The 13398-nt window shown below is 57.2% G+C and carries 13 protein-coding genes; 8 read left to right on the plus strand and 5 right to left on the minus strand.

Annotated features, from left to right (window positions below; genetic code table 11):
• The first annotated feature begins 80 nt into the window (after positions 1–80).
• Together ACWKV5_RS04775 and ACWKV5_RS04780 are read left to right on the plus strand one after the other, a co-directional pair.
• Complete coding sequence (locus ACWKV5_RS04775; protein WP_483840391.1) at positions 81–1433, plus strand: transporter substrate-binding domain-containing protein; 1353 nt, start codon at positions 81–83, stop codon at positions 1431–1433.
• Between the two features lie 162 nt (positions 1434–1595).
• Positions 1596–1883 (plus strand): DUF3509 domain-containing protein, encoded by a 288-nt coding sequence (locus ACWKV5_RS04780; protein WP_483840392.1) that lies wholly within the window; start codon positions 1596–1598, stop codon positions 1881–1883.
• Between the two features lie 170 nt (positions 1884–2053).
• Here ACWKV5_RS04780 and ACWKV5_RS04785 read toward each other — a convergent pair whose 3' ends face one another.
• Together ACWKV5_RS04785 and ACWKV5_RS04790 are read right to left on the minus strand one after the other, a co-directional pair.
• Complete coding sequence (locus ACWKV5_RS04785; RefSeq protein WP_483840393.1) at positions 2054–2965, minus strand: TIGR02285 family protein; 912 nt, start codon at positions 2963–2965, stop codon at positions 2054–2056.
• A gap of 10 nt (positions 2966–2975) precedes the next feature.
• The gene (locus ACWKV5_RS04790; protein WP_483840394.1) at positions 2976–4175 is read right to left on the minus strand and encodes a CaiB/BaiF CoA transferase family protein; all 1200 of its coding nucleotides are present in this window, start codon (positions 4173–4175) and stop codon (positions 2976–2978) included.
• 147 nt (positions 4176–4322) lie between these two features.
• Between ACWKV5_RS04790 and ACWKV5_RS04795 the strand changes: the two genes are divergently transcribed.
• The 3 genes from ACWKV5_RS04795 to ACWKV5_RS04805 all read left to right on the plus strand — a co-directional run bounded on the left by ACWKV5_RS04795 (position 4323) and on the right by ACWKV5_RS04805 (position 8005).
• Positions 4323–4865: a YaeQ family protein gene (locus tag ACWKV5_RS04795; protein ID WP_483840395.1), complete on the plus strand. Its 543-nt coding sequence runs from the start codon at positions 4323–4325 to the stop codon at positions 4863–4865.
• 55 nt (positions 4866–4920) lie between these two features.
• Positions 4921–6630: a single-stranded-DNA-specific exonuclease RecJ gene (recJ, locus tag ACWKV5_RS04800; RefSeq protein ID WP_483840396.1), complete on the plus strand. Its 1710-nt coding sequence runs from the start codon at positions 4921–4923 to the stop codon at positions 6628–6630.
• Between the two features lie 268 nt (positions 6631–6898).
• Entirely contained in the window at positions 6899–8005 is a 1107-nt protein-coding gene (locus ACWKV5_RS04805; protein WP_483840397.1) for an NADH:flavin oxidoreductase/NADH oxidase, read from the plus strand.
• A 190-nt stretch (positions 8006–8195) separates the two neighbouring features.
• Here the strand turns inward: ACWKV5_RS04805 and ACWKV5_RS04810 are convergent, their stop codons facing one another.
• Complete coding sequence (locus ACWKV5_RS04810) at positions 8196–9821, minus strand: glucan biosynthesis protein D (RefSeq protein ID WP_123433647.1); 1626 nt, start codon at positions 9819–9821, stop codon at positions 8196–8198.
• A 392-nt stretch (positions 9822–10213) separates the two neighbouring features.
• Between ACWKV5_RS04810 and ACWKV5_RS04815 the strand changes: the two genes are divergently transcribed.
• Positions 10214–10399: a hypothetical protein gene (locus ACWKV5_RS04815; protein WP_027924920.1), complete on the plus strand. Its 186-nt coding sequence runs from the start codon at positions 10214–10216 to the stop codon at positions 10397–10399.
• Between the two features lie 10 nt (positions 10400–10409).
• Here ACWKV5_RS04815 and ACWKV5_RS04820 read toward each other — a convergent pair whose 3' ends face one another.
• Positions 10410–10598 carry a hypothetical protein gene (locus ACWKV5_RS04820; protein WP_483840398.1) on the minus strand — a complete coding sequence of 63 codons (189 nt, stop codon included), beginning with the start codon at positions 10596–10598 and terminating at the stop codon, positions 10410–10412.
• A gap of 82 nt (positions 10599–10680) precedes the next feature.
• Positions 10681–11175 carry a BRO-N domain-containing protein gene (locus ACWKV5_RS04825; protein ID WP_483840399.1) on the minus strand — a complete coding sequence of 165 codons (495 nt, stop codon included), beginning with the start codon at positions 11173–11175 and terminating at the stop codon, positions 10681–10683.
• 299 nt (positions 11176–11474) lie between these two features.
• Here ACWKV5_RS04825 and ACWKV5_RS04830 point away from each other — a divergent pair, with 299 nt between their 5' ends.
• Both ACWKV5_RS04830 and ACWKV5_RS04835 read left to right on the plus strand, forming a co-directional pair.
• A complete protein-coding gene (locus ACWKV5_RS04830; protein WP_483840400.1) occupies positions 11475–12725 on the plus strand; it encodes an AAA family ATPase in 1251 nt (416 codons plus the stop codon).
• Between the two features lie 2 nt (positions 12726–12727).
• Positions 12728–13354: an RloB family protein gene (locus ACWKV5_RS04835; protein WP_483840401.1), complete on the plus strand. Its 627-nt coding sequence runs from the start codon at positions 12728–12730 to the stop codon at positions 13352–13354.
• Positions 13355–13398: the final 44 nt, after the last annotated feature.

The following is a 13398-nucleotide window of genomic DNA, read 5'->3' on the forward strand; positions in this document are numbered from 1 at the left end:
GCTTTCTCATTTCTGCGTGCCACACTTGTTGCGTTTTCGCCCCATGAAGGACGGGCGAGTTGATCGCGAAGGAAGTGGTAATGCAGTTTTTCATAAGGCTCGGACCAGCCGTGTGCTGGATGTTTTTAGTCAGCGTCATGGGCTTTAGCCAAGCGGCGCTGGCAGCGCAATGGGTGAATTCCGAGGCGAAAGAGGCGGTTGTCGATGTGGCGATCAAATTCGACGCAGAGGAGTTGCGGTGGATTGCCGAGCATCCGCAAGTCATCGTTGCATCGGTGCAGTACCCGTTGTATCTGTTCAAGGATGAGCACGGCCAATGGAATGGCTTGAACAACGATCTGCTCAATCGCATCAGTGCCATGACGGGCTTGAAGTTTGTTCACGAAGAATCGTTTTCCACTGATCAGATGCTCGGGCGTCTGGAAAGCGCCGCGGCGGACATGAGCACGACACTGGCGATGAACGACGAACGCAAAGTCTTTCTGGATTTCAGTCATGCATTCGGTGGTGCTGGCTGGGTGTTCGTCGGGCGGGCAGAAGAGCCTCTGGTGCAGTCCCTCGAGCAGTTGTCGAAAAAAGTCCTGGTGTTGCCGACCCGGCATGCACTCGAAGGTACGATTCGCCACGACTACCCGGCGATCGAACTGCGCTCGGTCAAAACCTATGCCGAAGCCAGGGCGCTGGTTGAAAGTGGTGAAGCCTTTGCCACCATCGAAAATGAAATCGGCGCGCAACTTTATCCGCTGGGACGACTCAAGGTCGGGCGTGCCGTGGAGGGTAAATGGGAGGCCGATCATCTGGTGGTACGCAAAGGTCAGTCGCCATTGCTGAGCATCCTCAACAAGGCGCTTGAGGCCTTTCCTCCTGCCGAGTTGCGGGCCATTCGCTTGAAGTGGCTTAGCGGAATCGGATCAATGAAGACGCCCTCCCTCTGGCAGCGGCTTACCCATTGGGGGTGTTGGGGCGTGGTTGTTGTCGGTCTTTTCGGTCTGCTTTCATTGCTCTGGAACCGACGCCTCGCCGGCTTGAACCAGCAACACCTGAACGACCAGAAAAACCTCAACGATCAACTCGCCTTCCAGCGTGCCTTGATGGAGGCCATGCCCGATCCGGTGTTTGTGCGTGATCTGCAAGGGCGTTTGATCATGTGCAACAAAAGTTATGAAGAGAGTCTGGCGACCCGTTTCGACCAGATTCAGGGGCGACAGTTGATCGAACTCGATCTCTTGCCCAAAGCGACGGCAGAGCGCTTGCATGCAGAGTTCATCAGCCAATTGAGCACGCGCAAGCCCCGGTTCATTGAGCGTCAATTGGAGTTCAAGAACGGTGTCAGGGATATCTATCAGTGGACGGTGCCGTTCTACAGTGGCGATGGCCAACTGCGCGGTCTACTCGGAGGCTGGACGGATCTGGATCGGCGGCGGGGCGAGTGATACGGCTGTTTTTTCCCTGTCATCTTTGGCGTGCATGCTCAATCAACCAGAGGCGCCGACGCGCCTGCACCTGGAATCCAGAACTTTCTTCTCGGGCCAGTGGTCATTAACTGTGAGCACGCCCCAGGCACTTTGTTTTCGGACTATTGAGTGGTGATCGAGATGGAAAGTATCAGTCTATTGCTCGGTGAGGCGCTGAGCCCGTATCAGGTCACGCTGACCCCGTCGGGTGCCCATGGCGAATGCCTGGTGACGCTGAAGAATGCAACCGGCGCGATCGTGGTGGAACACGCCTTCAATCAGGCTCAGTTGACCGACAAGCGTCTTTTGACCGATGTCGTCGACGGGTTGCACCGCGACGTGCTGATTGCCGAAGGACGGCTGGAGCCCTGTGTCATCGCGGCGTTGCGCAATGCGGCCCAGGAGAAAATGCTGGCTCGCAGAAATTGAAGTGAATGTTGTGGGAACCTTCCTGCGCATCGGTCAGTCAGACCTTGTAACAGCAGGATCAAGCATTGTGCTCCGGTGCTTGTAGCTTGCTGCTACTGGTCTTTATGTAGGCCACGTTTAACCCCGAGTCGTCTCCCCACTTCTCGGGGTTTCTTTTTGCCTGCGATTTCTCAGTGCTCGGCCTGATGCTCGAAAAATGCCCTGGAGTCTTCCAGGTAGGCGCCGCGACTTTCCGGGTCGAGCCAGGCGGCATACGCCTCGCTCAGGTGATCGCGTGGCAGTTTGCGCAACAGCTGATTGATCTCGACGATTGCCTGCCGGCCCTTGGGGGTGTCGGTACAGCCGATATAACCGGACAGGTATTTGCCGGTGCCGCGTATCGGATAGAACTGCAACTCATCCTCCGCGATCCCTTGCTGTTGGGCCTGGTAGCGGATTTCCGAACGGTAGCCCAGTAGCACTCGCAAGCGCCCCAGGCGCTGCATTTGCAACAGGCTGCCCAAGGCATCATTGCCGTAATGCAGCGTCAGCGCATCGGCTGGCGCCTGTTTGAGCAGCGCATCGAGGTACTCGCCGTAGTTGCGCTCTGCAACAATCCCCAGTTTTTCGTGACCGCTGGCCAGCAGGGCGGCCAGGTCCACTTCACCGTCCTGGATGAAGGGCGCCAGCACCTCATGGTCAATCCTTCGTATCGCAAGGCCGTTACTCATGGCTCGAAAAACCGGTATGGAAAACGCGATCCAGCCTTCGCGCTCCTTGCTCCAGTTCAGCGCCGCATCGCAGGTGAGGGAAGGCTCGTGGAGCATTTGGAGAGCGCGAGCGCGATTGACCCGCATTACCGTGTGTTCGTATTGCGGCATGCTGGTGATCAACAGGGGCATGAGTTGATCGATGACCCCCTGACCCTTTTTCGGGCCTTCGAAAATCGTCAGGGGCGGAAGGTCGCGCATCAACCAGAGGAGGGTTTCCTTGTTTTGCGCCATCGCTGATGGCGCCAGACCGACCAGCAGGAATGTCGCCAGCAACGCGCACAGTTCCCGTACGCCGTACGGCAGGCTGTGTGTGACGGGCGAGGCGAGCATCCACCTCAGCTTAGATGGCTCCGTCTTTGTGCAGTTGTGCGATCTGCAACGCGTCATAGCCAAGTTCCTGGAGTACCTGTGCGTTGTGCTCGCCAAGTTGCGGCCCGACCCATTCCGAACTTCCGGGTGTCTCTGAGAGTTTCGGCACAATGCCCGGCATCTTGAAATCTTTACCGTCCGGCAGCTTGGCCTGCAGGAACATTTCCCGGGCCAGGTATTGCGGATCGCTGAACATGTCTTCGGCACTGAAGATCCGGCTGGCCGGCACGTCGGCCTGATTCAGCCGTTCGATGACCGTGTCCAGCGGCAGTGAATTGACCCAGCGATCGATCACGCCATAGATCTCGTCTCGGCGGCTGTCACGTCCGTCGTTACTGGCCAGCACCGGGTCATTGGCCAGGTCTTCGCGGCCGATGATCAGCATGAACCGTTTGAAAATCGCATCACCATTGGCGCCGATTTGCACATGTTTGCCATCGGCGCTGGTGTGGATCGAGGAGGGCGTGATGCCCGGCATGATGTTGCCGGTGCGTTCGCGAATGAAACCAAATACATCGAACTCCGGCACCATGCTTTCCATCATGGCGAAGATCGCTTCATACAGTGCCACGTCGACCACTTGGCCAAGTCCGCCGTTCACTTCACGATGACGCAGGGCCATCAGCGCGCCAATGACACCCCAGAGCGCGGCAATCGAGTCACCGATGGAAATCCCGGTGCGCACCGGCGGGCGGTCCTCGAAACCGGTGATGTAGCGCAGGCCGCCCATGGACTCACCGACCGCGCCGAAACCTGGCTGGTCTTTCATCGGCCCGGTCTGACCAAAACCGGAGAGACGCACCATCACCAGTTTCGGGTTCAACGCGTGCAGGACGTCCCAGCCCAGGCCGAGTTTTTCCAGCACCCCAGGGCGAAAGTTCTCGATCAGGATGTCCGCTTCACCGAGCAGTTTTTTCAGAATCGCCAGACCGTCCGGGTGTTTCAGGTTCAGGGTCAGCGACTTTTTGTTGCGCGCCTGGACGAACCACCACAGCGAGGTGCCTTCGTACAGTTTTCGCCATTTGCGCAACGGGTCGCCACCGTTGGGGGATTCGATCTTGATCACTTCAGCGCCAAACTCACCGCAAATGCGCGAGGCAAACGGCCCGGCGATCAGCGTACCCAATTCAATGACTTTCAGGCCTGAGAGCGGTTTTCCGGTGAGTGGCATGCGGGATCCTGTAGGACAAAGGTTGAGCGAATACAGCGTTTTAACATAGCCGAACGTCAGACGACCAAGCAGAATCGCCTTCTGTTCGATGATTGCCTACAGCATCGGTTAGACTTGCCGCCTTTCCTCGTATCAAGAAGCCCGTTCATGGCCCAGCCGTCCACGACCTACAAGTTTGAACTGAACCTCACCGACCTCGACCGCAGCATTTACGAGAGCGTGAAGCAGACCATCGCCCGTCACCCTTCGGAAACCGAAGAGCGCATGACCGTGCGGCTGTTGGCCTACGCCTTCTGGTACAACGAGCAGCTGTCATTCGGTCGTGGTCTGTCAGACGTGGATGAACCTGCCCTGTGGGAAAAGAGTCTGGACGACCGCGTCCTGCACTGGATCGAAGTCGGCCAGCCAGACGCCGATCGCCTGACCTGGTGCTCGCGTCGCACTGAACGCACCAGCCTGCTGGCCTACGGCAGCTTGCGCGTCTGGGAAACCAAAGTGATCCCGGCCATCAAAAACCTGAAAAACGTGCACATCGCTGCCGTGCCTCAGGAAATCCTGGAAACCCTGGCCAAAGACATGCCACGGGTAATCAAGTGGGACGTGATGATCAGCGAAGGGACGATTTTCGTCACCGACGACCGTGGTCAGCACGAAGTCCAGTTGCAATGGCTACAAGGTGAGCGCGGCTAATCCTGCGCTGGCAACAGACTAATCCCACGTATTCAAGAGAAGCTTCCGTCACCCCATGCGCATCGAACCTCGCCTGTTGCCCGACACCCTGCCATTCCTCGGTGATCTGCCGCCACTGCTGACCCGCCTGTACGCGGCGCGGGGCGTGCTGAGCGAGGCTGAACTGGACAAGAGCCTTGCGCGGCTGATTCCGTTCCAGCAGCTCAAAGGCATCGATGCCGCCGTGGATTTGCTGGTGACGGCGCTGGAACAGCGTCAGCGCATTCTGATCGTCGGCGACTTTGACGCCGATGGCGCAACGGCCAGTACCGTGGGCGTGTTGGGCTTGCGCCTGCTGGGCGCGGCTCACGTCGACTACCTGGTGCCAAACCGGTTTGAGTACGGCTACGGCCTGACCCCGGAAATCGTCGAAGTCGCATTGACCCGTACGCCGCAATTGCTGATCACCGTGGACAACGGTATTTCCAGTGTCGAAGGCGTGGCAGCGGCGAAAAAGGCCGGCCTCAACGTGTTGGTCACCGACCACCACTTGCCCGGCGATGAACTGCCGCTGGCCGACGCCATCGTCAATCCGAACCAGCCAGGGTGCGATTTCCCAAGCAAGGCATTGGCCGGTGTCGGCGTTATTTTCTATGTATTGATGGCGCTTCGTGCGCGTCTACGCAGTCTCGGCTGGTACGAGAACAAGCCGCAACCAAACATTGGTGAATTGCTGGACCTGGTGGCGCTGGGTAGCGTTGCCGATGTGGTGCCGCTGGATGCCAACAACCGGATTCTGGTCCATCAAGGTCTTGAACGAATTCGTGCCGGGCGCGCGCGGCCGGGGATCAAGGCGATTCTCGAAGTCGCCAAACGTGAGCCGGCGCGCATCACCTCTACCGATCTGGGTTTCATTGTCGGCCCGCGCCTTAACGCGGCGGGGCGGCTGGACGACATGAGCCTGGGCATCGAATGCCTGCTCACTGACGACGCGGGGCTGGCGCGGGAAATGGCCGTGCAACTCGACGGCATGAACCAGGACCGCAAATCCATCGAACAGGGCATGCAGCGTGAAGCGCTGGCGCAACTGAAGGATTTGCCGGTCGAGTCGATGCCGTTCGGTTTGTGCCTGTTCGATCCCGAGTGGCACCAGGGTGTTATCGGTATCCTCGCTTCGCGGATGAAAGAGCGCTATTTCCGCCCGACCATCGCCTTTGCCGATGCCGGCGATGGCTTGCTCAAGGGCTCGGGGCGTTCGGTTCAGGGTTTCCACATTCGCGATGCATTGAGCGTGGTGGCGGCGCAACATCCCAACCTGATCAGCAAATACGGCGGCCACGCCATGGCGGCAGGGCTGACGTTGCCGGAAGCGAATTTTCCGCTGTTTGCCGAGGCCTTCGATGCGGAAGTGCGCCGGCAATTGCGTGAAGAAGACCTGACCGGGCGTCTTCTGTCGGACGGCACGCTGGCGGTCGAGGAGTTTCACCTCGAACTGGCCCGCGCCCTGCGCCATGCCGGTCCTTGGGGGCAGCACTTCCCGGAGCCGCTGTTCCATGGTGTGTTCCAACTGGTTGAGCAGCGCGTCGTCGGTGAACGCCACCTGAAAGTGGTACTGAAAAGCGAATGCGGTTCGGTGAAACTCGACGGCATTGCGTTCGGTATCGACCGTGATATCTGGCCGAACCCGACCATCAAGTGGGTGGAGCTGGCCTACAAACTCGACCTCAACGAGTTTCGCGGTAACGAGACCGTGCAGCTGATGATTGCCCACATCGAACCCCGTTGACCCCTTCGCGAGCAGGCTCGCTCCCACAGAAATTGCGCGGACCCTGTGGGAGCGAGCCTGCTCGCGAAGGCGATATCCCTGACGCCAAATATCCCAGGAACCCTCCCTCATCCCCCGATGTCGACTAGGCTCTAAGCACTGCTTGATTATCCTTGTGACGTCTTGTCGAATTTTTTGCCCGCGGGGGCGGGTGCTTCACCTTTTTCCTGTCACTCGTCGACTTTCAAACAGAACCCTGGAGCCTGCCCACTGATTCGAGAGGTGCCCCATGAGTCTGCTGCTTGAACCCTATACCCTGCGTCAATTGACCCTGCTCAACCGTATCGCCGTCTCCCCGATGTGCCAGTACTCCAGCGTTGATGGGCTGGCCAATGACTGGCACCTTGTCCATCTTGGCAGTCGTGCGGTCGGCGGCGCCGGCCTGGTGTTTACCGAAGCCACGGCAGTCACCGCCGACGGCCGCATCACCGCTCAGGACCTTGGCCTGTGGACTGACGAACAGATCGAACCCCTGCAACGCATTACTCGCTTCATCGCTGCTCAGGGCGCTGTGGCCGGCATCCAGTTGGCCCACGCCGGGCGTAAGGCCAGCACTCATCGGCCGTGGCTCGGCAAACATGGCAGCGTCAAACCCGAAGACGGCGGCTGGGTGCCGGTAGGCCCGTCGACCATTGCTTTCGACCCGCAACACACGCACCCAAGGCAACTCGAGGAAAGCGAGATCGCCGAGGTCATCCAGGCTTTTGTCGCCGCTGCCCAGCGTGCATTGACCGCCGGATTCAAAGTGGTCGAAATCCACGCCGCCCACGGTTACCTGTTGCATCAATTTCTGTCGCCCCTGAGCAATCAGCGGCGCGATCAATACGGCGGTTCGTTTGAGAACCGCATCCGGCTGGTACTGCAAGTCACGGAAGCGGTGCGTGCGGTATGGCCTGAAGAGCTGCCGCTGTTCGTGCGGGTATCGGCGACCGATTGGGTGGAGGACGGCTGGAACCCGGATGAAACCGTGGAACTGGCGCGACGCCTCAAAGCGCTGGGCGTGGACCTGATTGACGTTTCTTCAGGCGGGACGGCAGCCAATGCCGAAATCCCGACAGGCCCCGGTTATCAAACCCGTTTCGCCGAGCGCGTGCGCAAGGAGTCGGGCATTGCCACCGGCACGGTCGGCATGATTACCGAGCCGGCCCAGGCTGAACACATCTTGCGCACGTGCCAGGCGGACATCATCTTCCTGGCACGAGAGCTGTTGCGCGATCCGTATTGGCCGCTGCATGCCGATGATGATCTGGGCGGGCGCAAGGCCATTTGGCCTGCGCAATATCAGCGGGCGACGCACCGGGACCAGCCGATACATGAGTCGGATTTGCGTGACTGAGGGAGGCTGGGAAAACAAAAAGCCCCGATCGGTGTGATCGGGGCTTTTGTGTTTCTGTGCTGGCATTTTTGTATCTGTCAGGTCGCCTTCGCGAGCAGGCTCGCTCCCACATTGGTTTTGCGTCGTACACAAAATCAAGTGTGGGAGCGAGCCTGCTCGCGAATGGGCCAGCCCAGACAACCTATTACTCTCAGGTGTACTTACGCTTATCCGGCGCCGGCGGAAAGTACTGATACAACCAGGTCTCACTCAACGTCCGGTCATTGGTCCGGATGAACAACCGAAGCTCCACCGGCGCCACGCTGTCATTGGTCGGGTACCAGTCAAAGGTAATGCGATAACCCTTGATGTCGTCCAGCACCAACACATTGAAATCCTTCACCTGACCGTTCGAACACGTCACCACAGGCTCGATCCCTGCGCCTTCCGGCAAGCGATCCAGACCTCCACCGGTGAAGTCCACCGCAAAGCGTCGCGCCCAGACTTCCGGGTAATGCTCGCCTGGCGCCCAGCCTTCGGTGAAGCCGCCCATGCCCGAACGGGTCGCATTGACCCGCGCCAGCGGCGTGCCGACCGGTGGCAGTGCGCTCCAGTAGAGCTTGTAGCCGTAATTCAGGGAGTCACCGGCCGCGACCGGTTTTTTCGGGGTCCAGAACGCAACGATGTTATCCAGCGTCTCGCCGGTTGTAGGAATTTCCAGCAGATCGATAGAGCCTTCGCCCCACGCCGTTGTCGGTTCGACCCACAGGCTCGGACGCTTGCTGTACCAATCGACGGTGTCCTGATAACTGGCGAACTCATGGTCGGTCTGCACCAGGCCGAAACCTTTCGGATCGGTGTCGGCGAAGGCATTGAATTGCAGGGTCGCGGGGTTGTTCAGCGGGCGGCAGATCCACTCGCCATTGCCGCGCCACATCGCCAGACGATCCGAGTCGTGGATTTGCGGGTGAATGGTGTCGCACATGCGCCGCTCATGGGTGCCGCAGCTGAACATGCTGGTCATCGGCGCAATGCCCAGTTGCTCAATGGCGGTACGCGCGTTGACGTGGGCATCGACGGCCATGACCACCTGACTGGCCTGGCAATCGATGTCGAAACGGTAAGCCCCGGTCGCGCTCGGCGAATCCAGCAGGGCGTAGACCACGAAACGGGTGCTGTCCTTGTCCGGCGTTTCGAACCAGAACTTGGTGAAGTCCGGAAACTCCTCGCGCTTCTTGGCATACGTATCAATCGCCAGCCCGCGCGCCGACAGACCGTACTGGCCGGTCGCGTCTACCGCACGGAAGTAACTCGCGCCGAGGAAAGACAACACGTCATGGCGGTCCAGCTCCGGGGCCTTGAACAGCTTGAACCCGGAAAACCCCAGGTCGCCCGTGAGCTGTTTGGTGTCGACCGTGGTTTTTTCATAGTTGAAAAGGGAAGGGCGGAAATGCACCTCTCGCGCCTGACGCGTCTTGGGATCGACGCTGTACATGCGCACCGGCTGCTTGAACCCCATGCCGACGTGGAAAAACTGCACGTCCAGTTGACCGTTCAAATCCTTCCACAGCGAGTGATTCGCGTCGTAGCGGATCGCATTGAAGTTCTGCGGCGTCATGGTCGCCAGCGTCGGTGGCAGCACCTGTTTGGTGTCCTGATAACGATTGCCGGCGAGCTGCTTGGCCTGAATCTTCAGCGCTTCAAAATCGAACGCCTGAGCCTCGCCATCCGCCGTACCGTTACCCGCCCAGGCACGGCTGGCCAGCAGGCCGGTGGCCGACAAACCGGTGTAGGCCGCGATGGCCATGGACGCTTTGAGCAAATTCCTGCGATGCATAAGTACAACCTGTCGTGAGCAATCCCGCGCCGTTCCTGGCACGTACTGGATCAAAAATTACGGTTCGGACATGCCTTCGACCAAACGCAACGGACCTTAAACAGATGCCAAATAGCTTAAACCGTTCGGTTGCAGACAAAAATTGATTGGTAGCACATTGGCTGCGCGGCAATGAAACAAGACATTTCGGTTCATTTTTCTGACAGCGCCTTCTGATTTATAGGGCATTTCTGCTTTTTTTGACTAATTACTCTAAAAACCGCTTTTCAGCGCCGGGAATGTTCCTATTCTGTGCTTATGACCGGCTTCAGCCCTTAAGGCCGGCGACAAACAAAAAGGAGAGGGCTATGCGGTTTTTGAAGTTTTCTCGAACGTATAAAAGGACATCGTCGATGACAAAAGTACAAGGCATCACCGAAATGTTAGGAATCCTTCCTTGCCTGGCAAGCGGCCGTCGAAGGCGCCGGCTCAGCCCGGATGAAATGAAGTTACTGGAACGGTATCGAGAGCTGTCGGAGAGCGACCGGATTGCGATGCGGTATCTGGTGGATGCGATGCGGACTGTTTCGCGGTTTTGAGCGGAGATGGTTACCGTGAAAGCCATTTGGTTTTTACGGTGACCAAACTGGTCAGCTTGCCTGCATTGGCGTCGATAATGCCTTCGTGGATTGCTTGGCGGCGAGCCACGACGTTTCTTTTCTCGAGGGTTCGTTGCAGATAGTCTTCTGCAAAGGCGCTATCACTTGGAATCACTTCGATGACGATTTGGCTGCTCATGGCTGCGGGTTGCTCATAGGTCTACTCCAACCAAAAGGGCGGACTCTGAAGTCCGCCCCTTTTTTTATTTTTTACCCTGCCTTCAACTGCAAGTGCCAATGATCTTGAAAGGTCGTTGTACTTGCATCAGGTCAGGCATGTCCCGCCATTTGATCCAGGCTTGATGCTGCCAATGCAGTAGCGGCACCGAGATACCTGCCCACTGCAATGAACTCAGGCTTGGAATGTTATCCACAGTCGCTTCCGACTCGCGCAACGTAGGTATGACTTCGTTACTTAGCCATTGGCGCAGGTTTCTGTTTTCCGGGACGAAATGATGCACCAGCAGGGCATACATTCCAGATTCGCTAACCATTAACGATTCGATGGTTTTGCCGTTCCTCAGCAACAAGACCTGTTGGCGCTGATCGGGATCGAGCTTCAGGGTGAGGCGTTGATCCAGAGGGCGGCCCATCAGGCGACCGAGGTCTTGAACGCAGAACCAGGCTTGATTGGCGTGCATGAAAGAGTGAAGAAAGCGGTTGTGACGGGTGAAGACAGTTGGGGTGAAATGAGGATGGATTTCGGACGGATGCATTTTTCGACTCCAAGTTGAAAAGGGAGCCGCCACTCAGGTGAGCGCGGTTGCGCCGTATTGATTTTGTTCCGGCTTCGACACCGGGCTGCTGATTACGCAGCCGGGAAGAAGCCTATCTTTCAGGCGCTGGCTGCGCCAAGCCCGCTCTGGCGACGCGCGCTGTAGGAATTGGTGTCTTGGTCGGAAGGCTCGATCTGTAGGACTTTCCTGTTTTTGCATGAAGTGCAGTGAGGCAGCTCCGAACCCATGGTTTTTCCTATAGGTTTTCTGCTTTCAGCCATGAACTGCAGGTTTGCTACATGTTGATCGAATTCTCTGTTTCCAACTATCGCTCCTTCCGCGACAAGCAAACCCTGTCCATGGCTGCGACGCCGCGCTTGAGCAAAAAGCGCAACCTGTTCGCGCCGCCGGTAAGTGGAGAAAAACTGCCGGATTTATTGAAGGTGGCAGCGATCTATGGGCCGAATGCGTCTGGTAAATCTTCGCTCATTCGGGCGATGGGGATCATCGGACAGTTGCTCACAGCATTACCGTCATCAAATGATGAACCGCTACCGGTTTCGCCCTTTCGCTTTGACCCGCAACTCCAACATGAACCCAGTTGTTTTGAGTACAACTTCATTCAACGCGGGCTCCGATATCGGTTTGTTCTGCGCCTGACTGCTCAGCGGATTATCGAGGAACAACTGGTTTCATACCCCAAAGGCAAGGAAGTGCTGCTGTATCAGCGTCGTTTTGCGGAGGAGGGTGAGCAGTATGTTTTTGGAGCGCACCTTGAGGGTGGTAAAGAAGTCCACAATGCGTGGCGGCGTCTGACGAGCCCCAAAACATTGTTTATTTCGCAGGCGATAGCGAACAGTAGCGAAGAGCTGACCCAGTTGCGGGGGCCGTTTAGCTGGTTTCAAACCGGTTTGCTCGTGATCGAGCAGAACAACTTCATAGGGCTGTCAGCCGCGTCCATAAGATTTCTGAAGATTGCGTCGGATCACACCGGCAATTTGCGAGATTTTCTAAAGGACGTGGATATCCCTGTGTCCGCTATCCACCTCAACATCGAAGACGCAGAGTCTGTTCCTGCAAAAAAACTCACGCTGAAAGAGTTCTTTGCGGCGGCCCAAAAAGACAAAGTCACCCTGACGCATACGAGCCTTTTAGGAAAAGCCGAATTCGATTTTTCAGAGGAGTCCGGGGGTACAAAAAACTTGATCGGGTTCTGGCTGCCCTGGTTCATGATCAATCACGCCGATGGGAGCGGGATTCTTTCTGTCGATGAGTTGGACAGCAGCCTTCACCCTTCAATCGTTGATGACCTGATTGAGAAACACTTGGACAGTGGGCTGGATACTCAACTGATCTTTACTACCCATGACACTCATCTAATGAACGCCAGAACACTTCGGCGCGATCAGTTCTGGATCACCGAGCGCGACGCCAACGGTGCAACCCGTCTTTATTCGGTTCACGATTTTGCAGGACGAGAAGGGGAGGATGTCGAGAAGCGCTACTTTGAAGGCCGTTATCGCGGATTACCGTTGATAAGGCGGGGTTGATCATGGCGCGTTCGATACGGCTGTTTGATCGAAAGGCACCCCGGTTCAAGCCTCAACCCAAAGTGCTGATTCTCTGTGAAGACAGCAAGTCAGGAAAACGATACTTGGAAGAGGCCGCATTTCATTTTCGCGCAAATGCTCAAGTGGAAATTGCCCACTGTGGCATCACGCACCCAAGTGGCATTGTAAAAACGGCTATCGCCCGTCAGAAAGGATTCGACAAGGTGTTTTGTGCCTTGGATCGCGATACGCATTTGTGCTTTGAGCGAGCAATTGATCTGGCGAGGCCGCATCCAAAAATCAAAGTCATCGCTTCATATCCCTGTTTTGAGTTTTGGCTTCTTCTGCATTTCGGGTTCAATCGAAAGCCTTTCCGTGCGGTCGGGAAGCGCTCTCCAGGCGACTTGGTAGCCAAGAGCCTCAGAGAAAAGCCCAACATGGATAAGTATGCGAAGGGCGAAGACATCAACTATTTCGCCAAACTCTTGGGGGAGCCATTTCAAAGGGCAAGAGCTTTAGCGCCAAAGATTATCGAGGATGTCGCCATTAGCGGCGAAGCCAACCCGAGCACTGAAATTCATCTACTGATGGACGAGTTTGAAAGTCTCTCCAAACCTCAACCGATTTAGCACCACCCACCCAGCCCGCATCGCTGCGGGCTGAGCAAGTATGT

It is taken from the genome of Pseudomonas oplopanacis (assembly GCF_057128725.1).

Excerpts from the sequence above, each read along its gene's own strand:
- ACWKV5_RS04775 (WP_483840391.1), top strand. The coding sequence starts at position 81 with ATGCAGTTTTTCATAAGGCTCGGACCAGCCGTGTGCTGGATGTTTTTA.
- ACWKV5_RS04815 (WP_027924920.1), top strand. The coding sequence starts at position 10,214 with ATGACAAAAGTACAAGGCATCACCGAAATGTTAGGAATCCTTCCTTGC.
- ACWKV5_RS04785 (WP_483840393.1), bottom strand. The coding sequence starts at position 2,965 with ATGCTCGCCTCGCCCGTCACACACAGCCTGCCGTACGGCGTACGGGAA.
- ACWKV5_RS04835 (WP_483840401.1), top strand. The coding sequence starts at position 12,728 with ATGGCGCGTTCGATACGGCTGTTTGATCGAAAGGCACCCCGGTTCAAG.
- ACWKV5_RS04825 (WP_483840399.1), bottom strand. The coding sequence starts at position 11,175 with ATGCATCCGTCCGAAATCCATCCTCATTTCACCCCAACTGTCTTCACC.
- ACWKV5_RS04820 (WP_483840398.1), bottom strand. The coding sequence starts at position 10,598 with ATGAGCAGCCAAATCGTCATCGAAGTGATTCCAAGTGATAGCGCCTTT.
- ACWKV5_RS04830 (WP_483840400.1), top strand. The coding sequence starts at position 11,475 with ATGTTGATCGAATTCTCTGTTTCCAACTATCGCTCCTTCCGCGACAAG.
- ACWKV5_RS04810 (WP_123433647.1), bottom strand. The coding sequence starts at position 9,821 with ATGCATCGCAGGAATTTGCTCAAAGCGTCCATGGCCATCGCGGCCTAC.
- ACWKV5_RS04790 (WP_483840394.1), bottom strand. The coding sequence starts at position 4,175 with ATGCCACTCACCGGAAAACCGCTCTCAGGCCTGAAAGTCATTGAATTG.
- ACWKV5_RS04805 (WP_483840397.1), top strand. The coding sequence starts at position 6,899 with ATGAGTCTGCTGCTTGAACCCTATACCCTGCGTCAATTGACCCTGCTC.
- recJ (WP_483840396.1), top strand. The coding sequence starts at position 4,921 with ATGCGCATCGAACCTCGCCTGTTGCCCGACACCCTGCCATTCCTCGGT.
- ACWKV5_RS04795 (WP_483840395.1), top strand. The coding sequence starts at position 4,323 with ATGGCCCAGCCGTCCACGACCTACAAGTTTGAACTGAACCTCACCGAC.
- ACWKV5_RS04780 (WP_483840392.1), top strand. The coding sequence starts at position 1,596 with ATGGAAAGTATCAGTCTATTGCTCGGTGAGGCGCTGAGCCCGTATCAG.